Source organism: Streptomyces sp. NBC_00316, from assembly GCF_036158715.1.
Lineage (GTDB): Bacteria > Actinomycetota > Actinomycetes > Streptomycetales > Streptomycetaceae > Streptomyces.
Window position 1 is genome coordinate 4926122 of record NZ_CP108023.1, and the last position, 26705, is coordinate 4952826.

Annotated in this window: 24 protein-coding genes, 1 tRNA gene and 2 pseudogenes; 12 read left to right on the forward strand and 15 right to left on the reverse strand. The window is 68.9% G+C overall.

Annotation, left to right across the window (positions count from 1 at the left end; translation table 11 throughout):
• Positions 1-26: 26 nt before the first annotated feature.
• Together OG878_RS21910 and OG878_RS21915 are read right to left on the reverse strand one after the other, a co-directional pair.
• Positions 27-1316, reverse strand: a complete 1290-nt coding sequence (locus OG878_RS21910; RefSeq protein ID WP_328888353.1) for a hypothetical protein — start codon at positions 1314-1316, stop codon at positions 27-29.
• Between the two features lie 258 nt (positions 1317-1574).
• Positions 1575-1781: a hypothetical protein gene (locus OG878_RS21915; protein ID WP_328891539.1), complete on the reverse strand. Its 207-nt coding sequence runs from the start codon at positions 1779-1781 to the stop codon at positions 1575-1577.
• A gap of 84 nt (positions 1782-1865) precedes the next feature.
• Here OG878_RS21915 and OG878_RS21920 point away from each other — a divergent pair.
• Positions 1866-2024, forward strand: a pseudogene (locus tag OG878_RS21920) (LLM class flavin-dependent oxidoreductase); the annotation flags it as partial.
• Positions 2025-2101: 77 nt separating this feature from the next.
• Here OG878_RS21920 and OG878_RS21925 read toward each other — a convergent pair.
• Positions 2102-2494, reverse strand: a complete 393-nt coding sequence (locus OG878_RS21925) for an SCO5389 family protein (protein WP_030971516.1) — start codon at positions 2492-2494, stop codon at positions 2102-2104.
• A 268-nt stretch (positions 2495-2762) separates the two neighbouring features.
• Between OG878_RS21925 and nucS the strand changes: the two are divergent.
• Positions 2763-3311 (forward strand): annotated as a pseudogene (nucS, locus tag OG878_RS21930) (endonuclease NucS); the annotation flags it as partial.
• Positions 3312-3574: 263 nt separating this feature from the next.
• The gene (locus OG878_RS21935) at positions 3575-3805 is read left to right on the forward strand and encodes a bifunctional DNA primase/polymerase (protein WP_328888354.1); all 231 of its coding nucleotides are present in this window, start codon (positions 3575-3577) and stop codon (positions 3803-3805) included.
• 223 nt (positions 3806-4028) lie between these two features.
• On the opposite strand, the gene OG878_RS21940 is transcribed toward OG878_RS21935, so the two are convergent.
• Together OG878_RS21940 and OG878_RS21945 are read right to left on the reverse strand one after the other, a co-directional pair.
• A tRNA-Pro gene (locus OG878_RS21940) sits at positions 4029-4102 on the reverse strand.
• Positions 4103-4212: 110 nt separating this feature from the next.
• Positions 4213-5151: a metallophosphoesterase gene (locus OG878_RS21945; RefSeq protein ID WP_328888355.1), complete on the reverse strand. Its 939-nt coding sequence runs from the start codon at positions 5149-5151 to the stop codon at positions 4213-4215.
• Positions 5152-5230: 79 nt separating this feature from the next.
• Here OG878_RS21945 and OG878_RS21950 point away from each other — a divergent pair, with 79 nt between their 5' ends.
• On the forward strand, positions 5231-5695 hold the full coding sequence (locus tag OG878_RS21950; protein WP_328888356.1) for a GatB/YqeY domain-containing protein: 465 nt from the start codon (positions 5231-5233) through the stop codon (positions 5693-5695).
• 95 nt (positions 5696-5790) lie between these two features.
• Here OG878_RS21950 and OG878_RS21955 read toward each other — a convergent pair whose 3' ends face one another.
• The gene (locus tag OG878_RS21955; RefSeq protein ID WP_328888357.1) at positions 5791-8034 is read right to left on the reverse strand and encodes a transglycosylase domain-containing protein; all 2244 of its coding nucleotides are present in this window, start codon (positions 8032-8034) and stop codon (positions 5791-5793) included.
• A 397-nt stretch (positions 8035-8431) separates the two neighbouring features.
• Here OG878_RS21955 and OG878_RS21960 point away from each other — a divergent pair, with 397 nt between their 5' ends.
• Positions 8432-8782, forward strand: coding sequence for a WhiB family transcriptional regulator (locus OG878_RS21960; protein ID WP_030925100.1), 351 nt, complete (start codon positions 8432-8434; stop codon positions 8780-8782).
• 30 nt (positions 8783-8812) lie between these two features.
• Here OG878_RS21960 and OG878_RS21965 read toward each other — a convergent pair whose 3' ends face one another.
• Both OG878_RS21965 and OG878_RS21970 read right to left on the reverse strand, forming a co-directional pair.
• Positions 8813-10276 carry an ArsA family ATPase gene (locus OG878_RS21965; protein ID WP_328888358.1) on the reverse strand — a complete coding sequence of 488 codons (1464 nt, stop codon included), beginning with the start codon at positions 10274-10276 and terminating at the stop codon, positions 8813-8815.
• Positions 10273-11259, reverse strand: a complete 987-nt coding sequence (locus OG878_RS21970; RefSeq protein ID WP_328888359.1) for an ArsA family ATPase — start codon at positions 11257-11259, stop codon at positions 10273-10275. The genes OG878_RS21965 and OG878_RS21970 overlap by 4 nt, the downstream gene beginning before the upstream one ends.
• A 71-nt stretch (positions 11260-11330) precedes the next feature.
• Between OG878_RS21970 and OG878_RS21975 the strand changes: the two genes are divergently transcribed.
• The 4 genes from OG878_RS21975 to OG878_RS21990 all read left to right on the forward strand — a co-directional run bounded on the left by OG878_RS21975 (position 11331) and on the right by OG878_RS21990 (position 13855).
• A complete protein-coding gene (locus OG878_RS21975; protein WP_003967454.1) occupies positions 11331-11489 on the forward strand; it encodes a DUF4177 domain-containing protein in 159 nt (52 codons plus the stop codon).
• Complete coding sequence (locus OG878_RS21980; RefSeq protein WP_328888360.1) at positions 11489-11959, forward strand: RidA family protein; 471 nt, start codon at positions 11489-11491, stop codon at positions 11957-11959. The genes OG878_RS21975 and OG878_RS21980 overlap by 1 nt, the downstream gene beginning before the upstream one ends.
• Before the next feature lie 178 nt (positions 11960-12137).
• Entirely contained in the window at positions 12138-13028 is an 891-nt protein-coding gene (locus tag OG878_RS21985) for an NUDIX hydrolase (RefSeq protein ID WP_328888361.1), read from the forward strand.
• Positions 13025-13855: an MBL fold metallo-hydrolase gene (locus tag OG878_RS21990; protein WP_328888362.1), complete on the forward strand. Its 831-nt coding sequence runs from the start codon at positions 13025-13027 to the stop codon at positions 13853-13855. The genes OG878_RS21985 and OG878_RS21990 overlap by 4 nt, the downstream gene beginning before the upstream one ends.
• Before the next feature lie 107 nt (positions 13856-13962).
• On the opposite strand, the gene OG878_RS21995 is transcribed toward OG878_RS21990, so the two are convergent.
• Positions 13963-14637 (reverse strand): Crp/Fnr family transcriptional regulator, encoded by a 675-nt coding sequence (locus OG878_RS21995; protein ID WP_030972192.1) that lies wholly within the window; start codon positions 14635-14637, stop codon positions 13963-13965.
• 304 nt (positions 14638-14941) lie between these two features.
• On the opposite strand from OG878_RS21995, the gene nth reads away from it, so the two are divergent.
• The 3 genes from nth to OG878_RS22010 all read left to right on the forward strand — a co-directional run bounded on the left by nth (position 14942) and on the right by OG878_RS22010 (position 18101).
• A complete protein-coding gene (gene nth, locus OG878_RS22000; protein ID WP_443049142.1) occupies positions 14942-15775 on the forward strand; it encodes an endonuclease III in 834 nt (277 codons plus the stop codon).
• Positions 15776-15991: 216 nt separating this feature from the next.
• Complete coding sequence (locus tag OG878_RS22005; protein ID WP_443049264.1) at positions 15992-16804, forward strand: NUDIX hydrolase; 813 nt, start codon at positions 15992-15994, stop codon at positions 16802-16804.
• 91 nt (positions 16805-16895) lie between these two features.
• Positions 16896-18101, forward strand: a complete 1206-nt coding sequence (locus OG878_RS22010; protein ID WP_328888365.1) for a MarP family serine protease — start codon at positions 16896-16898, stop codon at positions 18099-18101.
• 75 nt (positions 18102-18176) lie between these two features.
• Here OG878_RS22010 and OG878_RS22015 read toward each other — a convergent pair whose 3' ends face one another.
• From OG878_RS22015 to OG878_RS22040, 6 genes are all read right to left on the reverse strand, one after another.
• Positions 18177-18377 (reverse strand): hypothetical protein, encoded by a 201-nt coding sequence (locus tag OG878_RS22015; protein ID WP_328888366.1) that lies wholly within the window; start codon positions 18375-18377, stop codon positions 18177-18179.
• A gap of 174 nt (positions 18378-18551) precedes the next feature.
• Complete coding sequence (locus OG878_RS22020) at positions 18552-19526, reverse strand: alpha/beta fold hydrolase (protein ID WP_328888367.1); 975 nt, start codon at positions 19524-19526, stop codon at positions 18552-18554.
• On the reverse strand, positions 19523-20062 hold the full coding sequence (locus OG878_RS22025) for a phage holin family protein (RefSeq protein ID WP_328888368.1): 540 nt from the start codon (positions 20060-20062) through the stop codon (positions 19523-19525). The genes OG878_RS22020 and OG878_RS22025 overlap by 4 nt, the downstream gene beginning before the upstream one ends.
• Before the next feature lie 45 nt (positions 20063-20107).
• Complete coding sequence (gene nhaA, locus OG878_RS22030; protein ID WP_328888369.1) at positions 20108-21514, reverse strand: Na+/H+ antiporter NhaA; 1407 nt, start codon at positions 21512-21514, stop codon at positions 20108-20110.
• Between the two features lie 271 nt (positions 21515-21785).
• The gene (gene acs, locus OG878_RS22035; protein WP_328888370.1) at positions 21786-23783 is read right to left on the reverse strand and encodes an acetate--CoA ligase; all 1998 of its coding nucleotides are present in this window, start codon (positions 23781-23783) and stop codon (positions 21786-21788) included.
• Positions 23784-23896: 113 nt separating this feature from the next.
• Positions 23897-26683 (reverse strand): SulP family inorganic anion transporter, encoded by a 2787-nt coding sequence (locus OG878_RS22040; RefSeq protein ID WP_328888371.1) that lies wholly within the window; start codon positions 26681-26683, stop codon positions 23897-23899.
• Positions 26684-26705 lie beyond the last annotated feature (22 nt).

The following is a 26705-nucleotide window of genomic DNA, read 5'->3' on the forward strand; positions in this document are numbered from 1 at the left end:
CTCAGCAGTGCCGTCGGTGAGCTTAGTTATCGATTGTCCACGATGACCTCGATAGCCAGGAGCCGCACAAGTTCAATGTCGGGGTGGAGCCTCAACGCTTCGTGGCTGAGCGGTAGCAGCACCTTGGACTCGGCGTAGCGCGCGTCATCCTTCGCATGCACAATTCTATTTCTGAGCATGTAGATCCTTTTAGCTACCTGGGAAGCCAAGGACTCTCCACTCTTCGGGTGGATGGCGGGAACTCCCGATATTGGGCCGTTCTTGCCGAAGTGGCCACCGTGGTCGAGTGAAAGAAATTCTTGGAGTCTGCTTTCCGAAACGCATTCCTCGATGAGGGTTCGCAGTTGCTCTCCCTCGCTGGCCCCATGTGAGCGTTCCACAGAATTAAGGATTTTCAGCACGGATGAGTCTTTTTCTTCATCGAAATCAAGCGATCGCAATACCCTGCGCACCTTTCTCACCGTCTCCCGTTTATGAACCGCGGGCAGATAGTGTTCCAGGATTTGATAATAAGAGAGATAGAACAGGGTGCGATTGCCGCGCATTGCGAAATCGCTGGGGATGGAGAACAGGGATGCAATGTTGTCAGGTATCGGGGTCTTCGGAAATCTGACCGTATAGTCTATTGCCGTGTCGTGGCGCCGTTGGGAAGGGCCTTCCACTCTGGGGCGCAAAGAATAGGGGCATCTGTGGCGGACATTGAGCTCGAAGAGGAAAGAATTTGCCAGCTCGCGGGATCTGCGCACAAGGTCCGCTTTTTCGGTGGTCCCGGAGAGGTGAACTTTCAGTGTGGTCTGGGTGCGGGTGTGCCCCCTGTCCTCCGTGTCCACGGGCATGAGGGGAAGGCAGAGGGCAGAGTTCGGTGATATTTCGATGCAGGTTGAGCCGTCATTTGAAGTGACGCGAATTACCGTAGAAACATGGTTGCCGTCTTCGTCATACATGAACGGCGGATCACTTACGTGCGCATGAGCGCACGGGTGGAGCTCAAATGTGAACTTATCGATGGTGGCACTTCTGAAGGCAGTGAGCCCTTGCTGTCTGACCTCGAATTCGGCAAGCCCCCTTTGAGGATCGATCCATCCTTCATACTCTTCCATCCTCTCGGCTCCACGGTCAATCGCTTCAAGAATTTCGGAGGCCACGTCAAGGGGTATGGCCGCTTCCCGCTGGCGCGCTCCATTCCTTTCTTGAGAGTCGAAGATTAGAAAACCTTCGCCTGTGCCAATGTGCCTCAGGTTGAAAGACCGTTCAATTCTGGCAATATCGTCGGACTGGAGAGGCGTCGAGTGGTTTTCCTCTGTCGCTTCCGGCATAATATTCCCCCTTCGCTGCTTTGGCGTTCAGTGTCACGCCGTGCTGTGCAGCCTAAGGGAGTATCCGGCTGCGTAAGACGAACTTGCGTAGGTTGGTGGAACGACTTTGGGTTGGAGCCGCTTTGGGGCGAGTGATCATGGCGCCTTAAGCTTCCGGCGAGTCGGGCAGTCTGTGGACCTGCCCGGTTAAGCACAACGTTGGGCCATGATCTTAGAGGCTCGCCCCAAAGTGGCTGCCTAAAGCCCAAGGCCGTGAAGTTACGGTCCGGGATCCGACGTCAAGATGTCGATGCTGATGGTGGCCTTGTAGGTGTGGCGGTCGACCTTGATGCTCTTGTAGGCGTATCGGGACAAGGGCCGTTTGACCGCGCGGGGGCCGAGGCGCATTCGCCGGGCGGGCATGAGGGTGCCCAGGACGGCGTGCCCGATCGCGCCGACGAGGTCGATGACGGTGTCGGCGATCACGCCCTGGCCTGGACGATCTGGTCGCGGGCGGTGTTCAGGGCGATGGAGAAGCTGCAGCGGTCGGGATCGGTGCCGGATGCCTGGGTGGGCCCGCCCCGGTTCGCGGCCGACCGGCTCGCCGCCACTGCCGAGCGGACGGGCATCACCAGGTTCGCGCTCCTGGCGGAGGGTTCGGGAGATCTCGCGGCCACGGAGGAGAACGTAGCGCGGCTGGGCACCGAGGTACTGCCACTCCTGACATGAACACCCGTATGAGTACGGGGAGCTGCCGCCCCGGAGCCAGTTGCACCTCCCGCGGCCCGGAGCGGCAGCAGAAGCGTTCAGCAGTCCCGTAGTTCGGGCGACTGGTTCAGCAACTGACCTCTCACCGAGGTGAATCGGGCCAACCGCTCGTCGACCGAGGCGTCCAGCGGGAACACCGCGACGCGGTGGCAGTTCTGGAATGCCAGGCGCACCCCGAAGTGCCGCTGCAGCGCACCGCGTATCGCATCACTCGCGAGCGCACGCAACAGCTGACCACGTGCCTGCTCGTCCGGCGGCGGCGTCTGGTTGTCGGCGAACTCTCCGCCGTCGACCTTCAACTGGGCCACCAGAGAGCTGATCATCTCCCATGCGTAGGGCAGGGAGGTCCGGACGCAGTCGACGAAGTCGGCTTCGTCGACCTCGCCTCGCTCGGCCTGTTCCAACAGCGCCGGTGAGACGTCGAGCGACATGGGTTCTCCTCTCGCGACCCCGGCGGACGGCCGGGGCCTTACGGGCAGGGAAGGAGGACGACGACGCAGCGTGCACACACGGCGACCTCCTGCTTCCACCGTAAGGGCGCAGTCCGGGCCGCACCAGGAGATTGGGAACACAACCGGCCAATAACGAAGGTGCGCAAAGAGGGGCAAGCCCGCGGGCGGGAAGCGCTGTGACAGGCGGTGGTGGTGGGTTGCCGGAGGGAGAGTCGCCTGGAGTACCCGTCGTCGAGTAGCGTTGCCGATGCGTCTCGTCATCGCCCGCTGCTCCGTGGACTACGCGGGCAGGCTCACGGCCCACCTGCCCTCCGCTCCCCGTCTCATCCTGGTCAGCGTCTCGATCCACGCCGACGACAGGGCGTACAAACCCCTCAACTGGATGTCACCGCCCTGCACACTGAAGGAGGGCGCCGACGACACCGAAGGCGTCTGGACCGTGGTGAACAAAGCGGGCGAGAAACTGATCATCACGATGGAGGAGATCCTCCACGACTCGTCGCACGAGCTGGGCGTCGATCCCGGCCTCATCAAGGACGGCGTGGAAGCGCACCTGCAGGAGCTGCTCGCCGACCGGATCGAAATCCTCGGTGAGGGCTACACCCTGATCCGCCGCGAGTACCCCACCGCCATCGGCCCGGTCGACATCCTGTGCCGGGACGCCGACGGGAAGACCGTTGCCGTCGAGCTCAAGCGCCGTGGTGACATCGACGGTGTGGAGCAGCTGACCCGCTATCTGGAGCTGCTCAACCGCGATCCCCATCTCGCCCCGGTGAAGGGCATCTTCGCGGCGCAGGCCTAAAGCCGTGGAGCCGACCGCCCCAGCCACAGAGGGTGTGTCCCCCTTCATGCCCACAGCTCGCCAGCGCGCCGCCGGACGGGGCCGCCGCTGGCGAAGACAGGGCGGCGGCCTTGCCGACAAGGCGGCGCGCCCGCGCCGTGCGCGGGCCTTGAACCCGTAGAGAAGATTTCTACTCACGTGCGCGCAGTGACAGCGTTCCGGGTCAGCGTGTTCAGGTCCCAGGAGTCCGGGTCGCCGATGCACACGTCCAGCGTCGGGTGCTCCGGCGTTCCGCTCACGTCAACGTCGGCATCGCCACAGGCCCGGCCGGGCTGCTCGTGGTCGATCTGGACCTGCCCAAGTCCGGCGACAGCCCAGGCGCCCTCGTCGGGCAGACCGAGCTCACGGAGCTCGGCGTACGCGCCGGACACGACGTCCCCTCCACCGACACCGTATGCACGCCCTCTGGCGGGTGGCGCCTGTACTTCTCCGTTCCCGCCGGCTCATAGACGAACTGACCGAACAGTGGGAGGAGGGGGTGGAGGCACGGTTGGCCATGCATCCACGGTCCCCGGTACGTGTGCTCGATGCCTTGCTGGGAGCGCGTCTGGGGTGACGGTGGGGAGTGGATTTCCATGATCCACTCCCCAGCCACTCCCGAGAGACCCCGGAACGTCAGTCAGGGCCGGTTTCCCTTGAAGGGAAACCGGCCCTGACCTGGTGCTTCAGCTGTCGGGGTGGCGGGATTTGAACCCACGACCTCTTCGTCCCGAACGAAGCGCGCTGCCAAGCTGCGCTACACCCCGATCGCCGCCGTTGTCCTGGCGACATCGATTACTTTAGCCCACCCGCGGCCGGAGGCGAAATCCGGTTTCGGTCCCGGCGCCGGCGGGGCCCGGGCAGGCGGTGCGGGGGATCAGTCGCGGGGGGTCAGCGTCAGCAGGGTCGCCTCGGGCGGGCAGGCGAAGCGGACCGGGGTGTAGCGGTTGGTGCCGCAGCCTGCCGATACGTGGAGGTAGGCGCGCCGGTCGCCGACCGTGTGGCTGGAGAGGCCCTTGACCCGGTCGGTGTCCAGGTCGCAGTTGGTGACCAGGGCGCCGTAGAAGGGGATGCAGAGCTGGCCACCGTGCGTGTGGCCCGCGAGGATCAGGGGGTAGCCGTCGGCGGTGAAGGCGTCGAGGGAGCGCAGGTACGGGGCGTGCACCACGCCGATCGAGAGGTCGGCGCCCGTTTCCGGGCCGCCCGCGACCTCCGCGTACCTGTCCCGCTTGATGTGCGGGTCGTCGAGACCGGTGAAGGCGATCTCGAGGCCGTCGACCTTGAGGCGGCCGCGGGTGTTGCTCAGGTTCAGCCAGCCCGCCTCGTCGAACGCGTCGCGCATCGGCTCCCAGGGGTTGTGGATGACGCCGACCGCCGGGGCGTTCCCGTTGAGACCGTGCTTGCCCCGGGCCTTCTCGAGGAGGTAGCGGGCCGGGTTGCGGAGCTTGGGGCCGTAGTAGTCGTTGGAGCCGAAGACGTACACACCGGGGACGTCCATCAGCGGGCCGAGAGCGTCCAGCAGCTCGGGCACGGCCTGGGGGTCGGAGAGGTTGTCGCCGGTGTTCACGACGAAGTCCGGGCGCAGCCCGGCCAGCGACTGGAGCCAGTCGCGCTTCTTGCGCTGGCCGCTCACCATGTGGATGTCGGAGACCTGCAGCACGCGCAACGGGCGTGCCCCGTGCGGGAGTACCGGGATCGTGACCCGTCGGAGCCGGAACGAGCGGGCCTCGAATCCTGCCGCGTAGGCGAGACCGGCGGCGCCGACCGCAGCGCCGACTGCCGTGACTTTCAGGGGTACTCCGTAGCGTGCGCGCATGCGCCCATCGTTGCAGACACCGTGCGGCCCGCGGAAAACCGGCGGGCGGTCCGCACCCCGCACCTGCCACAATCAGCTCATGACCACGCTCAAGTCCAAGCTCAAGGAAGACCTCACGACGGCCATGAAGGCGCGCGACGAGCTGACCTCGTCCACGCTCCGGCTGACCCTCACCGCGATCACCAAGGAGGAGGTCAGCGGCAAGACGGCCCGTGAGCTCTCCGACGACGAGGTGCAGAAGGTGATCGCCAGGGAGGCGAAGAAGCGCCGCGAGGCGGCCGAGGCCTTCGCGCAGGGCGGCCGGAGCGAGCAGGCCGAGCGCGAGCGGGCGGAGGGCGAGCTGCTCGACGCCTACCTGCCGAAGCAGCTGAGCGACGACGAACTGCGCGCGATCGTGGCGGCGGCCGTCGACGAGGCGAAGGGCGCCGGCGCCGAGGGGCCGCGGGCCATGGGCGCCGTCATGAAGATCGTGAACCCGAAGGTCGCGGGACGCGCGGACGGCGGCCGGGTGGCGGCCGCGGTGAAGAAGCTCCTCGCGGGGTGAGGCGGCGGTAGTTCCGTACCTGCGCGAAAGGTGGGGTGGACCGGATGTTCCGGTCCACCCCACCTCTCTGTGGCGGCTGTGTGCGACGGGGCCGGTCAGGGACCGGTCGTGCCGCCGTTGTTCTGGCCGGGCTTGGCCCCGTTGTTCCCGCCGCGCATGTCCGGCGGGAGGCTGATACCGGGGAACGGGCTGTCGCCGGGCTTGTTGCTGTCGTCGCCGCGGTCGCGCCTGTCCCGGCCCCTGCCCCGGTCCCTGTCCTCGTCGTCCTTCGGTGCGTCCGGAATGTCGACGGTGACGAAGGACGGAGCGGGCCGGTCGCTGAGGGCGCTCGTCATGGCGTCACGCCAGATCGGTCCGGGGACCTCACCGCCGTACACCTTGTCCCGGTACACGCCACCGATGGTGATGTTCTCCATCTCGACCTTCTGGGACGGGCTGCCGACCCAGACGGCGCCCGACATGTTCGGCGTGTAGCCGACGAACCAGGCGTTCTTGCGGGCGTCGGTCGTACCCGTCTTGCCCGCGTTGTCACGGTTCTGGAGACCGGCCTCACGGCCCGTACCGGAGTCGATCACGCCGCGCAGCAGGGTGTTGATGGTGTCGGCCGTCGTCTGCGACATCGCCTGCGTGCAGGTGGTCTTCGGTACGGAGAGCGAGTCGCCGTTCGCCGTCTTCACCGACTCGATGGCGATCGGCGTGCAGTAGGTGCCGCGGTTGGCGAACGCGGCGTACGCGCTGGCCATCGTCAGCGGCGAGAGACCATTGGAGCCGAGGGTGAGCGTGGACGGGTTCTGCGGCAGCTTGGTGCCGTCGCCCTGCACCACACCCAGCTTGTCGGTCATGTTCGAGACCGGGCACATGCCGATGTCCTGGAGCATCTGCACGAAGTAGGTGTTGACCGACTTCGCCATGGCGTCCTTCAGCGCGTACGGGCCCTCCTCGCTCTCGCTCTCGTTCTCCAGGTGATACTTCGGTACCGCGTTGTTGACCCACGGCTTCCCGCAGGTCTGGACCGTGTCCGGGTAGTCCATCTCGTACGGGGCCGAGTACATCTGCGTGGGCGGCTTACCGCCTTCTATGGCTGCCGCGGCAAGGAACGGCTTGAACGTCGACCCGGTGGGGAAGCCGTAGTTCGAACCGCCCATGGCCTTGTTGACCGAGTAGTTGTACTGGGTCTCGTTCGGCCCGAGCCCGTACGGCTTGGACTGGCCCATGCCCATGATCTTGCCGGTGCCCGGCTGGACCAGGGTCACGGCAGTGGCGACCTTGTCCGTCTTGTAGACGTGACTCTTGATCGAGTCCTGCACCCCCTGCTGCGACTGCGGGTCGAGCGTGGTGCGGATCGTGAGACCGCCCTGGTTCCAGATCTGGGCCCGGTCCTCCTTGGTCTTGCCGAAGGCCGGGTCGGTGAGGAAGACCTGACGTACGTAGTCACAGAACAGACCGGCGCCCTTGACGGCGGTGATGCAGCCGTTCTTCGGCTTGCTGACCTTCAGCTTGATCGGCGTCGCCTGCGCCTTGTCCGCCATGGCCTGCGTGATGTCCCCGACATCCGCCATCCGCTGGAGCACGGTGTTGCGACGCTTGGTCGCCTCCTCCGCGTCGTTGACCGGGTCGTAGCGGCTGGGCGACTGGACGAGGCCGGCCAGCAGCGCGGACTCCTCCAGATTCAGGTCCTTCGCCGGCTTGGAGAAGTAGCGGTGCGAGGCGGCCTCGATGCCGTACGCCTGCTGACCGAAGAAGGTGATGTTGAGGTAGTTCTCCAGGATCTTCTTCTTGCCGAGCTCCTCCTCGATCTGGATCGCGTACTTCAACTCCTGGACCTTGCGGCCCACCGTCTGCTGGGTGGCCTGCGCGACCTTGGTCGGGTCGTCGCCCGCCTCCTCGACGAAGACGTTCTTCACGTACTGCTGGGTGAGGGTCGACGCACCCTGTGCGGTCCCACCGACCTGCACGTTGCGGTTCATCGCGCGCAGGATGCCCTTGAGGTCGACCGCCCCGTGCTCGTAGAAGCGCGCATCCTCGATCGCGACGATCGCCTTCTGCATGGACGGGGAGATGTCCTTCAGCGGGACGACGGTGCGGTCGCGCGAGTAGACCGTGGCGATCGCGCCGCCCTGGCTGTCCAGGATCGTGGTGCGCTGGCTCAGCGGCGGAGTCTTGAGATTGGCCGGGATTTCGTCGAATCCCTCGACCGTTCCCTTGGCGGCGAGCCCCAGAACTCCGGCGGCCGGCAGTGCGAGGCCTGCGAGCACGACTCCGGAGAGCGCGGCGACACCGAGGAACTTGGCGGCCTGCTGGGTCGCGGTGAGACCCCCGCCCGAGCGGTTCTTTGGCATGAGGGCAGCCTACGTTCTCATTCGCCGGACAGGCGTATATGCGTTGGCCTAAGCTGCTCCCAACTGTCACAGCAGTCCGGTTCTGTATCAACCCCCATGCGCGACCCGGCCTTGACCCGGCCGTGACCCGAGGAGCTCCCGAAATCGCCTCGTGTGTCATCGAACGTCCGTTGTGACCCAGGCGAACTGTCCCGATTTAGCCGGGATAGTTACGGATGTCGCCACCTCACTCCCCTGGGTGATCTGCCGCGTACGCATAGTCCGTTCGGGCCATTCAAGATTGGGCCCGAAGGGGGTGTTGTGCTGTCGCCGCCTTCCGTAACGTCCTCAACTGGCAGCGGTGAATATGCCGCTACCGCCGTGGGGGAGCCTCGATTCGGGAGAGGACGGCGCCGTGATGGGCTGGGTAACCGACTGGAGTGCGCAGGCAGCCTGCCGCACTACCGATCCGGATGAACTGTTCGTACAAGGGGCAGCGCAGAACAGGGCCAAGGCGGTGTGCACCGGATGCCCGGTGCGGACCGAGTGCCTGGCCGATGCGCTGGACAATCGCGTCGAGTTCGGCGTGTGGGGCGGAATGACCGAGCGGGAGCGGCGCGCACTGCTGCGCAGGCGACCCACCGTCACGTCCTGGCGCCGGCTGCTGGAGACCGCTCGCAGTGAGTACGAGCGGTCCACGGGCATCCTGCCGGTGGCGATCGGTCTGGACGACGACGAGCTGCACGAGACGTACGCCGCTGTGGGATAGGCCTCGCGGGCCGCTCGGCCTTTCAGGTGGTCAGGCAGCTCCGGCCGGCGCAGAACTGGTCGCGAGCCGGTCCCCGACGGCCCGCAGCCCTGCGAGGTCATGCACATCACCCGGCAGTGCGGCGACTTCGGTCACGGCCACTTCGGGGTGCAGTGCGGTGAAGCGGGCGCGGGTGTGCTGCTCGCGCGCGACGACCTGCATGCGTTCGGCATGCAGGCGCAACAGACCTGCGGTCAGCTGTTCTACGGAGACAGCTTCGGAGGAGGGTTCGATTCCGAGGGCCTCTGGTTCCGTTCGGTGAGCCGCGGGCCCGGTTTCGCGAGCCTCGCGTTCGGCCAGGTGTGTGTCGCTGTCGGTCTCAGGGTCTTCGGTGTGCTCGGAACGGGCGGGAGAGGGCGGCGGCTCGGCGGCCTCGGGGGCTTCGGGAGAGGCGACTGCAGAGCCGGCCGGGTCACGAAGTCCAGCCTTCCCGGCCGCCTGATCCACAATGCCGATGTCGTCAAGATTTTCTGCGGCCGCCAAGGCGCGCTCGGCGGAGAGCCGGGCGGCGCCGCTGCCGTGCACCCGGTTGAGGACCAGACCCGCCAGCGGCATGTCCTCCGCGGCCAGCCGTTCCACGAAGTACGCGGCCTCGCGCAGCGCATCGCGCTCCGGTGTCGCGACGACGAGGAACGCCGTACCGGGGGCCTGCAGCAGTTTGTACGTGGCGTCTGCCCGGGTCCGGAAGCCGCCGAACATGGTGTCCATCGCCGCGACGAACGTCTGTACGTCACGAAGGAACTGACCGCCGAGGAGTTTGCCGAGGGTCCCGGTCATCATCGACATGCCGACGTTGAGGAACTTCATCCCGGCCCGGCCGCCCATTTTCGCCGGTGCCATCAGCAGTTTGATGAACTTCCCGTCCAGGAACGATCCCAGCCGCTTGGGCGCATCCAGGAAATCCAGCGCGGAACGCGACGGCGGGGTGTCGACGATGATCAGGTCCCACTCGTTGCGCGCCCGCAGCTGCCCGAGCTTCTCCATCGCCATGTACTCCTGCGTGCCCGCGAAACCGGCCGACAGGGACTGGTAGAAGGGGTTCTCCAGGATCGCGCGGGCCCGCTCGCCGTCCGCGTGCGCCTCGACGATCTCGTCGAAGGTCCGCTTCATGTCGAGCATCATGGCGTGCAGTTCCCCAGCACCTTCGCCGTCGATGCCCGGAACCCGGCGAGGGATGTTGTCCAGCGAGTCGATGCCCATGGACTGGGCGAGCCTGCGGGCCGGGTCGATGGTGAGGACGACGACCTTCCGGCCGCGCTCGGCCGCCCGTACTCCCAGCGCCGCGGCGGTCGTGGTCTTGCCGACACCGCCCGAACCGCAGCAGACGATGATCCGGATGTCCGGGTCGCCGAGCAGCGCGTCGGCGTCCAGGGCCGGGGCGGTGTCCAGGAGGGCGTCCTGGGCGGGATCCTCTGCGGTCTCCGGGGCCGCGCCCGTCCTCGTACGCGCTGTCATGAACCCACCCCTTGTCCCGCCCCTTCGCCCACGCCCTGCTTGCGGAGTTCGATCGCCAGGTCGTACAGCCCGGGGAGGTCCACACCTTCACCGATCAGCGGGAGTTCGCCGGTCGGCAGGTCCAGCCCGGCGAGGACCGCGCGCTGCTCGCGCTCCAGCTCGACCCGCTGGGCATGCTCGGCGGCCTGCTCGACCAAGGGCCGTACGAGCGCCGCGGAGCCGGTCACACCGGCCCGGGTCAGCGCCTTGGCGATCTCCCTGCGCCGGTTGCCCGACGCGGTGCGCAGCGCGTCCTCGTCCAGCAGATGCGGCCGCACCATGTTCACGATGACCCTGCCCACCGGCAGTTCGGCCGCCTGCAGCTCCGCGATGCCGTCCACGGTCTCCTGGACCGGCATCTCCTCCAGCAGCGTCACCAGATGGACCGCCGTCTCGGGGGACTTCAGCACCCGCATCACGGCCTGCGCCTGATTGTGTATCGGGCCGATCCGGGCCAGCCCCGCCACCTCGTCGTTCACGTTGAGGAAGCGCGTGATGCGCCCGGTGGGCGGCGCATCCATGATCACGTAGTCGTAGCTGTACCGGCCTTGCTTGTCCTTGCGGCGTACGGCTTCGCAGGCCTTGCCGGTCAGCAGCACGTCCCGTACGCCGGGCGCGATGGTGGTGGCGAAGTCGATCGCGCCGAGCTTCTTGAGCGCCCGGCCCGCGCTGCCGAGTTTGTAGAACATCTGGAGGTAGTCGAGGAGCGCGCGCTCCGCGTCGATCGCGAGGGCGTACACCTCGCCGCCGCCCGGCGCGACGGCGATCTTGCGCTCCTCGTACGGAAGGGACTCCGCCTCGAAGAGCTGGGCGATGCCCTGCCTGCCCTCGACCTCGACGAGGAGGGTGCGCCTGCCCTCGGTCGCGAGGGCGAGCGCGAGGGCGGCGGCGACCGTGGTCTTACCGGTACCACCCTTGCCGCTGACGACCTGGAACCTGCTCACGTATTCGAGCCTAACCAGTCGGGCCGCGGGCTACGCACGAGGCCGTACGTGCCAGGCATTACAGTCGGCCCATGACCAAGTGGGAATACGCGACCGTGCCGCTTCTCGTGCACGCGACCAAGCAGATTCTGGACACCTGGGGCGAGGACGGCTGGGAGCTGGTCCAGGTCGTTCCCGGCCCGAACAACCCCGAGCAGCTCGTGGCCTACCTGAAGCGGGAGAAGGCGTAGTGGCGGGCACCGTCGAGGCGAAGCTCGCCGAGCTCGGGCTGACGCTGCCGGACGTCGTGCCGCCGCTGGCCTCGTACCAGCCGGCCGTCCAGTCCGGCGTATATGTGTACACATCGGGCCAGCTGCCCATGGTGGAGGGCAAGCTCTCGGTCACCGGCAAGGTCGGTGCCGAGGTCACGCCGGACGAGGCCAAGGAGTTGGCGAAGACCTGCGCGCTCAACGCGCTGGCCGCCGTGAAATCGGTCGCCGGTGACCTGGACCGGATCAAGCGGGTCGTGAAGGTCGTGGGCTTCGTCGCCTCGGCCGCCGACTTCACCGGACAGCCCGCCGTGATCAACGGTGCGAGCGAACTGCTGGGCGCGGTGCTCGGCGACAAGGGCGTGCACGCGCGCAGCGCGGTGGGCGTCGCGGTGCTGCCGCTGGACGCACCGGTCGAGGTCGAGGTCCAGGTCGAGCTGACCGGGGCCTGAGCCGCCGCCTCAGCGGTGGGACGAGTGTCTCCGCGATCCCGTCCGGTCGATGCGACCGGGCGGGATCGCGCGTTCGCGGGCGGGCCGTGGAGGGGCGACCGGGCGGCATCATCAGGGATCGCGGGTGGCGCGACCGGCACCCCTCGAACATCGACGCGGTTCCGGATAGCCTCCGGCCATGTCCAATGGTCAGTGGTACCCACCGGAATGGCCCGACCGGATCCGGGCGCTCGCCGCGGGCGAGCTGACGGCCGCGACTCCCCGGCGCGCCGCCACCGTGATGCTGCTCCGGGACCCCGCTGACGCCGGCGGCCTGCCCACCGTCCACATGCTGCGCCGCCGCGCCTCCATGGCTTTTGCCGGAGGTGCGTACGCCTATCCGGGTGGCGGGGTCGATCCGCGCGACGACGACCGCCTCGTCGGCTGGGCCGGCCCCGCGCTGGAGAGCTGGGCCGAGCGGCTCGGTGTCGGTACGGCGGCCGAGGCGCAGGCAGTCGTCTGTGCGGCGGTCCGCGAGACGTACGAGGAGGCGGGCGTCCTCCTCGCCGGGCCGACCGCCGACACGGTCGTCGGCGACACCACGGGTGCCGAATGGGAGGCCGACCGGGAGGCGCTGATCGCCCGTGAGCTGTCCTTCGCCGAGTTCCTGGACCGGCGCGGCCTGGTCCTGCGCTCCGATCTGCTCGGGGCGTGGGCGCGCTGGATCACGCCCGAGTTCGAGCCGCGCCGCTACGACACCTGGTTCTTCGTCGCCGCGCTCCCCGAGGGCCAGCGCACCCGCAACGCCTCCACGGAGGCCGACCGTACGGTGTGGATCGCCCCCGCGGACGCCGCCGACGGGTACGACAGGGGGGAGCTGCTGATGATGCCGCCGACCGTGTCGACGCTGCGGCAGCTGCGGCCGTACACCACCGCGGCCGAGGCCCTGAAGGCCGCGTCCTCGCAGGACCTCACCCCGGTGCTCGCACAGGCCCGGCTCGACGGCGACGAGTTGGTACTGAGCTGGCCGGGCCACGACGAGTTCACCAAACACATTCCGGCCGGCGGCGCGGGCGGTGAGGTCCGGTGAGCGAGGCAGCGGTTCTTCCCGGACAGCCGCGCAGCGGAGTCCTTTCCGGTCCTGCCACCACTCGTACGGTCAACGTCCTCGCGCCCAACGCCTCGGCGATGACCCTCGACGGCACCAACACCTGGATCGTCGCCGAACCGGACTCCGACCTCGCGGTCGTCATCGACCCGGGCCCGTTGGACGACGGCCATCTGCAGGCCGTCATCGACACCGCCGAGCGCGCGGGACGGCGGATCGCGCTCACCCTCCTCACCCACGGGCACCCCGACCACGCGGAGGGCGCTGCGCGCTTCGCCGAGCTGACCCGAACGAAAGTGCGGGCGCTGGACCCGGCGCTGCGCCTCGGTGACGAGGGCCTGTCCCCGGGCGACGTCATCACGGCCGGCGGTCTGGAGATGCACGTCGTCCCGACCCCGGGGCACACCGCGGACTCGCTCTCCTTCCATCTGCCCGCCGACCGGGCGGTGCTGACGGGGGACACCGTCCTGGGGCGCGGCACGACGGTCGTCGCGCACCCGGACGGGCGGCTCGGCGACTACCTCGACTCGCTGCGCCGGCTGCGCTCGCTGACGGTCGACGACGGGGTGCACACGGTGCTGCCGGGGCACGGACCGGTGCTGGACGACGCCCAGGGCGCGGTCGAGTTCTACCTCGCACACCGCGCGCACCGGCTGGCGCAGGTGGAGACGGCGGTGGAGGCCGGGCACCGTACGGCGTCCGAGGTGGTGGCCCAGGTGTATGCCGATGTGGACCGCTCGCTCTGGCCGGCGGCGCAGCTCTCCGTGCTGGCCCAGCTGGAGTATCTGGGCGAGCACGGGCTGATCTGACGCGAGGCGACGCGTGGACGCCCGCAGGCGTGGTCACGGGCGGATACAGGTGGAGGGTCCCGCCGGACGGCGGGACCCTCCACGTCGCTACGAGGCGGCGTCCGCGGTCAGCGCGAACGCTTCGCCAGGCGCTCCACGTCCAGCAGGATCACGGCACGCGCCTCCAAGCGCAGCCAGCCGCGGCCCGCGAAGTCCGCGAGCGCCTTGTTGACCGTCTCGCGGGAGGCGCCGACCAGCTGGGCCAGCTCTTCCTGGGTCAGGTCGTGGACGACGTGGATGCCTTCCTCCGACTGGACGCCGAACCGGCGCGACAGGTCGAGGAGGGCGCGGGCGACACGGCCCGGTACGTCGGAGAAGACCAGGTCGGACATCTGGTCGTTGGTCTTGCGCAGGCGGCGGGCGACGGCACGCAGCAGCGCCGTGGCGACCTCGGGGCGGACGTTCAGCCAGGGCTGCAGGTCGCCGTGACCGAGGCCGAGGAGCTTGACCTCGGTGAGCGCCGTCGCGGTGGCGGTGCGCGGGCCCGGGTCGAAGAGCGACAGCTCACCGATCAGCTCACCGGGGCCGAGGACCGCGAGCATGTTCTCGCGTCCGTCGGGGGACGTGCGGTGGAGCTTCACCTTGCCCTCGGTGACCACGTACAGGCGGTCGCCCTGGTCGCCCTCGTGGAAGAGCGCGTCGCCGCGTGCGAGGGTCACCTCACTCATCGAGGCGCGGAGCTCCGCGGCCTGTTCGTCATCGAGCGCCGCGAAAAGCGGGGCGCGCCGCAGAACGTCGTCCACGAGTTCTCTCCTTGTCGGCCTGTTCAGGGAACCGTGGTCCCCATCATGCCGGACGGTAAAACAGTGCGATCAATCACAAACCAGTTTGACGCACGGGCGTGGCCCTCCGTGCGGCAGGGGGCCGATTGGGGGCGGATCCGCGGTGACCGGGGCGGATGTCAGTGCCGGGCTCTAGGCTGGCCGGGTGTCCAAATCGCCGGTGAGAGCGCAGGCCAAGGGGGCTGATGGGGTGCCGGAAGGCCGTAATTCCGCTGTGGGCGAACAGGGTGCGAATCACCCGGCAGAGGCGACAAAACGCCCAACGGTGAAGCGGGGGGAGCGGACGGTGGCGGGGAGTGCGAAGAAGCCGGTGAAGGACGCGAAGCCCGGAAAGCCGGAATCCCACCTCGCGATGGTCCGCCGTGCCCGCCGGATCAACCGCGAGCTCGCCGAGGTCTACCCGTACGCCCACCCGGAGCTGGACTTCAGGAATCCCTTCGAGCTCCTCGTCGCCACGGTCCTGTCCGCCCAGACCACCGACCTGAGGGTCAACCAGACCACCCCCGCGCTCTTCGCCGCCTACCCCACCCCCGAGGACATGGCGGCGGCCGTCCCGGAGGAGCTGGAGGAGATCATCCGGCCGACCGGCTTCTTCCGCGCCAAGGCCAGGTCGCTGATAGGGCTCTCCGCATCGCTCAGGGACAACTTCGGCGGCGAGGTACCGGGCCGGCTGGCGGACCTGGTCACACTGCCGGGTGTGGGCCGCAAGACCGCCAATGTCGTCCTGGGCAATGCCTTCGGCGTCCCCGGCATCACGGTCGACACCCACTTCGGGCGGCTGGTCCGTCGCTGGAAGTGGACGGAACAGGAGGACCCGGAGAAGGTCGAGGCGGAGATCGCCGCGATCTTCCCCAAGAGCGAGTGGACGATGCTCTCGCACCGCGTCGTCTTCCACGGCCGCCGTATCTGTCACGCCCGCAAGCCCGCGTGCGGTGCCTGTCCGATCGCCCCGCTCTGCCCCTCGTACGGCGAGGGCGAGACCGACCCGGAGAAGGCCCGCAAGCTCCTGAAGTACGAGATGGGCGGGCAGCCCGGCCAGCGGCTCAGCCCGCCGCCGGACTACCCCGGGAAGCCCGCGCCGGCGCTGGGAGCCGGGTGACGCCGGCGGCAGCCGATGGACGAGGGCGCCCGCTCAGGAACGAAATGCGCGGCGACAGGCGTTGTGAGACGACGAGGGGTGCCTATGAAGACGCATGAACAGAGCCACGACCGCAGTCACGTCCAAGGCCGCCCGGAGGGCCGTGCGGAGGGCCGCGCAGAGACCTCCGGGGCACCGCACGACCAGAGCTCGGCGCAGGGGCACGCAGAGGGCCGTCTGCAGCCTTACGAGCAGGGCCACGAGCAGCGACGCGCAGACGGACAGGTACGGACCCGTGAGCAGGCGCCCGAGCGCCGCGACGCCCAGAGGTGCGAACCGGACCGCGCCGGTGCCACCGACACCACGGACGCGGGTCGTGACGCGGCAGTCGTCGTCACGACCGAGGGGCTGCCCGGCTGGCTCGAGCCCGTCGCCCGCGCCGCACGGACCATCGAGCCCCTGCAGCTCAGCCGATTCCTGCCGCCCGAGAGCGGTGCGGGACGGCAGTCCGCGGTCCTCATCCTGTTCGGCGAGGGTGAGCGCGGCCCCGAGCTGCTCCTGATGGAGCGCTCCGGGTCCCTGCGTTCCCACGCGGGGCAGCCCTCGTTCCCCGGCGGCGCCCTGGACCCGGAGGACGGCGACCAGGCGACCACGGGGCCGCTCAGGGCCGCTCTGCGGGAGGCCGAGGAGGAGACCGGCCTCGATCCCCGCGGCGTCCAGCTCTTCGGCGTGCTGCCCCGGCTCTACATCCCCGTGAGCAGCTTCGTGGTGACGCCGGTCCTCGGGTGGTGGCGGGCGCCGAGTCCGGTCGGAGTCGTCGATCCGGCGGAGACGGCCCGGGTCTTCACGGTTCCCGTGGCGGATCTCACGGATCCGGCCAATCGGGTGACGACCCGGCATCCCAGCGGTCACCGAGGCCCGGCATTTCTGGTCGAATCCGCACTGGTCTGGGGTTTCACGGCCGGGGTGATCGACCGCATTCTGCACTTCGCCGGCTGGGAGCGCCCATGGGACAGGGCCAGACAGGTGCCGCTCGACTGGCGCGCATGACAGGCTGACTCCCGTGCCGGGCCCACCCGGGCCTGCCCGGTCCCAGCGGAACGAAACGGGTCCGGTGACGAATCTGCGAGGGCAATAGACGGTGAACGTGCTGGACATCCTGCTGCTGGCCGGCGCCGTGTGGTTCGCAGTGATCGGCTACCGCCAGGGCTTCGTCGTCGGCATCCTGTCGGTGATCGGCTTTCTCGGCGGCGGCCTCGTGGCCGTCTATCTGCTCCCGGTCCTGTGGGACCAGCTGACCGACGGCTCCGAGGTTTCCTCGACGGCGGCCGTCGTCGCGGTCGTCATCGTGATCGTGTGCGCTTCGGTCGGCCAGGCCTTCACCACGCACCTCGGCAACAAACTCCGCCGCTACATCACGTGGTCACCCGCTCGCGCACTCGACGCGACCGGCGGCGCGCTGGTCAACGTGGTCGCGATGCTGCTGGTGGCGTGGCTGATCGGCTCCGCCCTCGCCGGTACGTCACTGCCGACGCTGGGCAAGGAGGTCCGCAGCTCCTCGGTGCTGCTCGGCATCTCCCGGGTGATGCCGTCCCAGGCCTCCACCTGGTTCACGGACTTCTCCTCGGTCCTCGCGCAGAACGGCTTCCCGCAGGTCTTCAGCCCCTTCGCCAACGAGCCGATCACCGAGGTCCAGGCCCCGGACCCGGCGTTGGTCAGCAGCCCCGTCGCGGCACGCGCCAAGCAGGCCATCGTCAAGGTCGTCGGTACGGCCCCGAGCTGCGGCAAGGTCCTCGAAGGCACCGGCTTCGTCTTCTCCGACCGCCGGGTGATGACCAACGCGCACGTCGTCGGCGGCGTCGACGAGCCGACCGTCCAGATCGGCGGCCAGGGGCGGCTGTACGACGCGAAGGTCGTCCTCTACGACTGGCAGCGCGACATCGCCGTACTCGACGTCCCGGACCTCGACGTGGCGCCGCTGAAGTTCACCGGCACCGACCACGACGCGCGGACGGGGAACAGCGCCATAGTCGCGGGCTTCCCGGAGAACGGCTCGTACGACGTGCGTGCCGCACGTGTCCGCGGCCGCATCGCGGCCAACGGCCCGGACATCTACCACCGGGGCACGGTCCGCCGCGATGTGTACTCGCTCTACGCGACCATCCGCCAGGGCAACTCCGGCGGCCCGCTGCTCACGCCCGACGGCAAGGTGTACGGGGTCGTGTTCGCCAAGTCGCTGGACGACGCCCGCACGGGTTATGCCCTCACGGCCGACGAGATCCGCCAGGACATCACCGCCGGCCGCACCGCCAACCAGCAGGTCGACAGCCAGGGGTGCGCGCTGTAGGAGGCGGGAGGACGAGAGAGTGCGGGGCAGCCGCCCCGCATTCAGCCCCCACCGTGTGATCGGGTCAGGGGCGGGTCATCCACGGGGATGCCGCAGTCGCGCCGAGACCCAGCGGGCCCGGCGGCGGAGGATGCGGGGAATGCCCAGCCGGGGATCGTGCAGATGCGCACGGTGCACCCGGCCCTGGAGGCCGTCCCCCTCATGAGTGCCCGGATCCGCCGTGGCGGTCGAGCGACGATTGCGTGCTGCGTCACCGAAGTCGTGCGTCCAGCCCATACCCCGACGTCTGCCCGTGCCTCATGGTCGGTAATCGCCGATGCCTCAGCCAATTGGCCTATGCGCCGGGCAATTGGCTGTTCGTCGGACAACTGTGCTCTTCCAGCCACCGGTTGGTTCCGCCGAGTGACCGTCCCGGCCGTCCCGGAAGCCCGTCGCGCGCGGCTGCCCGGGCTACCGGTCCGGCTCAGGGTCCTTGAGCCAGTTGATGAGTTCGGTCGAGAACCCGTCCGGATCCTCCTCGTGCGGGAAGTGCCCCAGACCGTCGAAAAGTCGCCAACGGTAGGGTGCTTCGACGTACTCGCCGGACCCCGCCGAACTCCGCGTACGGACGGCCGGATCGAGCGATCCGTGCAGATGCAGCGTGGGCACCCGCACCGGGCGCTTCATCCTCCGGTTGAACTGGATGCCGTCCGGACGTGCCATGGACCGCACCATCCAGCGGTACGGCTCGATCGAGCAGTGCGCCGTCGACGGGATGCACATCGCGCGCCGGTATACGTCCACCACCGCGTCGTCGGGGAACTCCGTCGCGTGCGGTCCCGACCAGTCCCGGATCAGCCGGCCCACCAACGCCGCGTCGTCCGCGACGAGCTGACGCTCCGGAACCCATGGCCGCTGGAAGCCCCAGACGTGCGAGCCCGCCCGGGACTGCGCGAAGTCGGAGAGCATGGAGGACCGCCAGCGGCGCGGGTGCGGCATCGAGGAGACCACCAGCCGGCGCACCAGCTTCGGCCGCATCACCGCGGCCGTCCAGGCGAGGTAGCCGCCCATGTCGTGGCCGACCAGAGCCGCGTCCGGCTCACCGAGCGAACGGATCACGCCGGTGATGTCGAGGGCCAGGTTGGCGGGGTCGTAACCCCGCGGCGTGCGGTCGCTGCCGCCCACTCCGCGCAGATCCATCGCGACGGCTCGGAATCCGGCGCCGGCGAGCGCGGTCAGCTGATGGCGCCAGGTCCACCAGAACTGCGGGAAGCCGTGGAGCAGCAGCACCAGCGGCCCGTCACCCAGCTCGGCGATGTGGAAGCGCGCACCGTTGGCCGCCACGTCGCGGTGGGTCCAGGGACCGTCGAGGCGTACGGGTCCGGCCGAGCCGGAACCGGAGCCGGGGCCTGTCGGGCCGAATGCGCTGAAATCGGGGACGGTCATGTGGACGAGCGTGCCACAGCGGATGCCTCGTCCTGGACCGAAGCCTTCGCCACGACCTTGCCCGACGGCGTGCTGCCCGAGGTGGTGACGGCCGGCAGGCTCGCGCCCGCCGTGACGGCGGGCCGCGGATGCGGCTTGACGCCCTGCAGCACGGCCGCCGTCTGCTTGGCCGACGCGATGGACTTCTCCGGCGGCTTGACCTTCTTGAACTTGGCGATGGCGAACAGGGCGAGCAGCGCTCCCAGCAGGATGAAGGCGACGCCCACGATCAGGAACGACCAGGCGAGCCCGAGCCCCAGGTTGTGGATTCCGTACGCCGCCGCAAAGCTCAGCACCGGCACCGCGAAGAGGACCAGCACACCCGCGATGATGAACGCCACACTGCCGGTCGCACCCCGCTTGACGTCCTGCCGCACCTCGGCCTTGGCCAGGGCGATCTCGTCGTGCACGAGTGCGGACACCTCGGCCGTCGCCGAGGCGACCAGCTGTCCGAGACTGCGGTCGGCGCTGCCCGCGTAGTTGCCGGGGTCGCTCATCCCTGACTCCCTCTTCTGCTCCAGCTCAACACATCTGGTGTCAGATCATGCCGGACCGTCCGGCTTGCTGCTCGCTGCCCCCGCCAGTTCGGCAAGGCGGCGGTGCTCCGCGGCCTTCTTCTCGTAGAGCGCAGCCATCCGAAGGTGGTACTCCGGATTCTCCTGTTCGTAGATGTCGGGCACGCCGTCCTGGTCCTCGTCGAGTTCCTCCGCCTCGTACAGCGCCCGGTATCTGCGTACCCGGAGTTTGAGCATTGCACCGGCGATCACGGCCGAGATCAGGGAACCCATCAGCACCGCGGCCTTGATCTCGTTGGTGAGGCCGGCGTTCCCTTCGAACGCCAGCTCGCCGATGAGCAGCGAGACGGTGAAGCCGATCCCGGCGAGCGAGGCGACCGCGAGGACGTCCGCCCAGGCCAGGTCCTCGTTCAGCTCCGCCCTGGTGAAGCGGGCGGCCAGCCATGTACCGCCGAAGATGCCCACCGTCTTGCCGACGACGAGCCCCAGTACGACACCGAGCGTCTCGGGCCGGGCGAAGACCTGCGTCAGCGCGTCACCGGAGAGTGAGACCCCCGCCGAGAAGAGCGCGAACAGGGGCACGGCGAGACCGGCCGACAACGGGCGTATCAGGTGTTCGATGTATTCGCCGGGGGAGTGATCCTCGCCCTCACGACGGGTGCAGCGCAGCATCAGGCCCATGGCGACCCCGGCGATGGTGGCGTGGACGCCGCTGTTGTACATCAGGCCCCAGATGATCAGGGCGAGCGGTACGTAGACGTACCAGCCGCGCACGTTCTTGTGCAGCAGCAGATAGAAGACGGCTAGGCCGACGACGGCGCCGATGAGCGCCAGGAAGTTGATGTCCGCGGTGAAGAAGACGGCGATGATCAGGATTGCGCAGAGGTCGTCGACGACGGCGAGCGTGAGCAGGAAGGCGCGGAGCGCGGACGGCAGCGAGGTGCCGATGACCGCGAGGACGGCCAGTGCGAAGGCGATGTCGGTGGCGGTGGGGACCGCCCAGCCGCCCGTGTCACCGCCGCCGAACACGTTCACCAGTGTGTAGACGACGGCCGGCACAGCCATTCCGCACAGCGCGGCGATGACCGGGAGGGCGGCCGCCTTGCGGTCACGGAGTTCGCCCGCGACAAGTTCCCGCTTGAGTTCGACGCCCGCGACGAAGAAGAAGATCGCGAGCAGCCCGTCGGCCGCCCAGTGCTCCACGGAGAGGTTCAGCCCCAGGGCGTGCGGCCCGAGGTGGAAGTCGCTGATGGTCCCGTAACTGGAGCCGAAGGTGTTTGCCCAGACCAGCGAGGCGATGGCGGCGACCAGCAGGATGACCCCGCCGACGGTCTCGGTGCGAAGGGCATCCGCGAGGTAGTTCCGCTCGGGAAGGGACAGGCGCCCGAGGAAAGTCCGGCGGGGGGAGCGGGGTGCGGGGGTGGGCGCGGCCACGGGTGAAGACCTCCGGGTCGGTACGGCAGCAATGGCATGGCTGATGCACTTGCCGACCAGACTTCCCGGCACACCCTGTGGAAATTTCTTGATGCGTTGTTGATGCAGCTGCCACTGTACCTGGGGCGTGCGGGGCCGTATCCAGTGTTTTTCACCCTAAATGCCCGAGGGGCACCCGGCGCGTCGCCGGATGCCCCTCGGGGTCGTACCTCTCGGTCCCGCGGCTCTCCCCGCGCAGGACGATGTCCCGGTCCGCGGAGGACGCCGCGTCTCAGTCCTCGGAGGACGACGACGGCAGCTGTGTCTGGATGAGGTCCATCACCGAGGAGTCGGTGAGCGTGGTGACATCGCCCAGCTCGCGGTTCTCCGCGACATCGCGCAGCAGACGCCGCATGATCTTGCCGGATCGGGTCTTCGGCAGCTCGGCGACCGGCAGGATCCGCTTCGGCTTGGCGATCGGGCCGAGCGTGGCACCGACGTGGTTGCGCAGATCGGCGACGAGGCTGTCGGAGGCGGACGCCGTGCCACGCAGTATCACGAACGCGACGATGGCCTGGCCGGTCGTCTCGTCGGCCGCGCCGACCACGGCGGCCTCGGCGACCGACGGGTGCGACACGAGCGCTGACTCGACCTCGGTGGTCGAGATGTTGTGCCCGGACACGAGCATCACGTCGTCGACCCGGCCGAGCAGCCAGATGTCGCCGTCCTCGTCCTTCTTGGCGCCGTCGCCCGCGAAGTACTTGCCCGCGAAGCGCGACCAGTAGGTGTCGATGAAGCGCTGGTCGTCGCCCCAGATGGTGCGGAGCATCGACGGCCACGGCTCGGTGAGGACGAGGTAGCCGCCCCCGCCGTTCGGAACCTCGTTGGCCTCGTCGTCGACGACGGTGGCGGAGATACCGGGCAGCGCCCGCTGTGCCGAACCCGGCTTGGTCTCCGTGACACCGGGAAGCGGCGAGATCATCATCGCGCCGGTCTCGGTCTGCCACCAGGTGTCCACGATCGGGCACGTGTCGGCGCCGATGTGCTTGCGGTACCAGATCCACGCCTCGGGGTTGATCGGCTCACCGACCGAACCGAGGATCCGCAGCGACGACAGGTCGAACTTGGCGGGGATGTCGTCTCCCCACTTCATGAACGTACGGATCGCGGTCGGTGCGGTGTAGAGGATCGTCACGCCGTACTTCTGGACGATCTCCCAGAAGCGCCCCTGGTGGGGGGTGTCGGGCGTGCCCTCGTACATCACCTGCGTCGCGCCGTTGGCCAGCGGTCCGTACACGATGTACGAGTGGCCGGTCACCCAGCCGATGTCGGCGGTGCACCAGTAGACGTCGGTCTCCGGCTTGAGGTCGAAGACCGCGTGGTGCGTGTACGCAGCCTGTGTGAGGTATCCGCCGGACGTGTGCAGGATGCCCTTCGGCTTACCCGTCGTGCCCGACGTGTAGAGGATGAAGAGCGGCTGCTCCGCGTCGAACGCCTCCGGGGTGTGCTCGGCGGACTGGCGGTCGGTGATCTCGTGCCACCAGACGTCGCGGCCCTCGGTCCACGGGGTGTCCTGGCCGGTGCGCCGCACCACGAGGACGTGCTCGACGGCGTCGATGCGGGAGACGGCGTCGTCCACGGCGGGCTTCAGCGCGGACGGCTTGCCGCGGCGGTAGCCACCGTCGGCCGTGATGACGACCTTGGCGTCCGCGTCCTGGATACGGGCGGCGATGGCGTCGGCGGAGAAGCCGCCGAAGACCACCGAGTGCGCGGCGCCGATGCGGGCGCAGGCCAGCATCGCGACGGCGGCCTCGGGGATCATCGGCAGATAGACGGCGACCCGGTCGCCCTTGCCGACACCGAGCTCGGTGAGGGCGTTGGCTGCGCGGGAGACCTCGTCCTTCAGCTCCGCGTAGGTGATCGCACGGCTGTCGCCCGGCTCACCCTCGAAGTGGATGGCGACCCGGTCGCCGTGGCCCGCCTCGACGTGGCGGTCCACGCAGTTGTACGCGACGTTCAGCTTGCCGTCGGCGAACCACTTCGCAAAGGGCGGGTTGCTCCAGTCGAGCGTCTCGGTCGGCTCCGTGGCCCAGGTCAGGCGCCGGGCCTGCTCGGCCCAGAAGCCCAGCCGGTCCGCCTCTGCCTGCGCGTACGCCTCGGCTGTGACGTTGGCGTCGGCGGCCAGATCGGCGGGGGGTGCGAACCGACGATCTTCCCGAAGCAGATTGGCCAAGCTCTCGTTGCTCACGACATCTCCCATTCCCAGGGTGTCCGTTGTGTCCCAGGGCATAGCTCATCAGGCCAGGAGCCGGGTGACAAGTGCCTGCCGGGAATTGGTTTAGACCTGTGCTCTCGTGTATGAGGAATGATCACAAGGTCTCACGGACCCGAGGCGTATGTGGTTCAGGCGCTCGTACGTTCCAACTCGTCGGAACCGGACGGGTCGACCGGATCGGTGCTGTCCCCGCGGGCGACGAACTCGCCGAGCCTGTCGTGGCCGGTGGGGTCTGTGATGGTGTCGTACGGGCCGACGTGGCTGTACGGGTCACCGGGGCCCACCCGGTCGAAGACCTCGTCCATCCCCGTACCGGCGCTCGCGTCCTCGGTCAGCAGGTACGCCTGTGCCTCGCCGACGTGGAAGTACATCCCGTGCAACTGGAGCGTGCCTTCGGCGAGTCGCCGCGCCACCGCCTCATGGGCCCGCAGATGGTCCAGCTGCTGGACGACATTGGTGAGGCAGAGCTGCTCCACCGCATCGGCGGGGAGCCGCCCGGAGATCCGCGCCCACGCCTGATGCCGGGAGGCCATCCGCTCCAGACTCGGCAGACCGTGCCGCAGCCAGCGCCACAGGGACGTCTGCGGGGTGTCCGGCTTCGCGCCCGTCAACGCCTGCATCGCGCCGCAGCCGGAGTGACCGCAGACGGTGATGGACTCGACCTTCAGTACGTCCACCGCGTACTCGATCGCGGCGCCCACCGAGTCGTCACCGGCCTCCGCCCCAGGCGGGGGGACCAGATTGCCTACGTTCCGCACGGTGAACAGATCACCCGGGCCACTGGCCGTGATCATGCTGGTGACCAGGCGGGAGTCCGCGCAGGTGATGAAGAGCTGGGAGGGGCGCTGACCCTCGCGGGCCAGCCGGGCGAGCTCGTCGCGCACCAACGGAGCCGTATTGCGCTGGAACGAACTGAGCCCGCTGACCAGCCGGTGCGTCCCGGTCAGGCGGGGAGCGGCGGCTCTCCCGAAGGGGTCTTCGGGCCGGCCGGTGGGGTCGGTGAGGGGGGTGGCGTCGGTGGCACGGGGCGCCGGAGTGATGTCGGCGCGGGACTCGGCGGCCACCGAGTCTGTGCCTGTGGCTGCGTCTGCGCCTTGGCCGGAGCCGTCGGCGAGGTGCTTGCCGGGGTCGAAGGCGGCCCCGGTGGCGGCGGTCCGGAGGGCGCCGGCCGTGGTGCCGGCGGCGCGCTGCCCGGGCCGGTCGTGGCAGTGGTGGTTGCGCCACGGCGTCCAGGGGCGGCAGCAGGAGTGGGCCGCCGAGGCGGGTTCGGCGATCCGGCCGCCTGATCTGCCGGTGAAGACGATCCGGGCGCCCTGGGCGGTCTGGGCGTTGCTCCAGTCCTGAATCGTCTCGTACGCCGCATGGTCCATGAAGAAGCCGTCCAACTCGACCACTGCGTCCCCGCCCTGCGGCAGCTGGCTGAGGGCCCGGCTGAGCCGTGGCACTGCCAGGAACGTCAACTGCCCGCGCACGATGACCAGATGCTGACCGTTCTGATCGGTCACCGTGATCCTGGTGCGGGCCAGCCGGCGGAGCGCGACGGCCACGGCCACGGCGACCCCGATGGCCACGCCCTTCAGTACGCCGAAGAGCACCACGCCGGTGATCGTCGCCGCGTATGCCGGGAATTCGCGGTGCCTGTGGACGTTGCGGATGTGGGCGAAACTCACCATCTGGAATCCGACCATCATCACCAGGGCGGCGAGCGCCGCCAGCGGGATCCACTCCAGGGCCGTGACCAGCAGCCCGGCGGCCAGAAGCACCCAGACACCGTGCAGCACGGTGGCCGCGCGGCCTGTGGCCCCGGCCCGTACATTCGCCGAACTCCGCACCGCGCCTCCTGACACCGGCAAACCGCCGAGCAGCCCGGACAGCACGTTGGCGATGCCCTGGCCGCGCAATTCCCGGTCGAGGTCGGAGCGCTGGACCGGCGGGGTGGTAGCGGTACTCATGGCGGGTGCGGCCGTGGTGGCGGGCGGGATCTCGGGGGCGCGAGGAGCCGAGTCGGTGGTGACCGCGCCGGCGCGGTCGGCGGTCAGCTTGTCCACGGCCACCGCGGCGAGCAACGACTCGAGACTGGCCACCAGCAGCACTGTGAGCACAGCGGTGGCCAGGGCCGCCATGGGCCCCTGCGGCAGTTCGGGCAGGGCGTGCGAACGCCAGGAGGGCAGATCGACCCGGGCGATCCCGGGCGCCGCGACCGCGGCCACCGCCGTCGCGAGCACCACCGAGACGAGGGCCGCAGGAATCCGCCGTACCCGTTTCCCGATGCGCCCGGGGAGCCGCGGCCACACCACCAGTACGGCGATGGTCAGCGCACCGATCAAGGGCGCCGCGGGGCTCAGCCGTTCCAATCGGTCCGGCAACGACAGGACGTTGGCGACGGCCGAACTCTGCGGTGAGCCGCCGAGCACGATATGCAGTTGGGCGAGTGCGATGGCCACGCCGATGCCGGCGAGGGTGCCGTGCACGATGGCGGGGCTGACGGCGAGAGCGCTGCGCGCCGCTCGCAACGAGCCCAGCAGGATCTGCAGGAGCCCGGCGCCGATGGTGATCGCGCAGGTGGTGCGCCAGCCGTAGATCTGGATCAACTCGGCTGTGACCACCGTCAGTCCGGCGGACGGACCGCTGACCTGGAGGGGCGTGCCGCCGACCAGCCCGGCGACGATGCCGCCGACCGCGGCGGAGATGAGTCCGGCCTCCAGCGGGGCGTCCATGGCGACGGCCAGGCCGAGCGACATCGGGACGGCGATGAGGAAGACAGTGATCGATGCGGAAAGGTCGGCGCCCGTGATGCGGAACCGTCCGCGGGGGCGCGGTGGTGGCGGGCTGTGAGGTCGCTTGATTCCCGAGGCGCGGGAAGGCAGCGAACTGCGGGATGTGCGGTCATGACGAGTGGGGACGCAGGCAGACATGTTCCCGTCTCCTCCGGGGCAG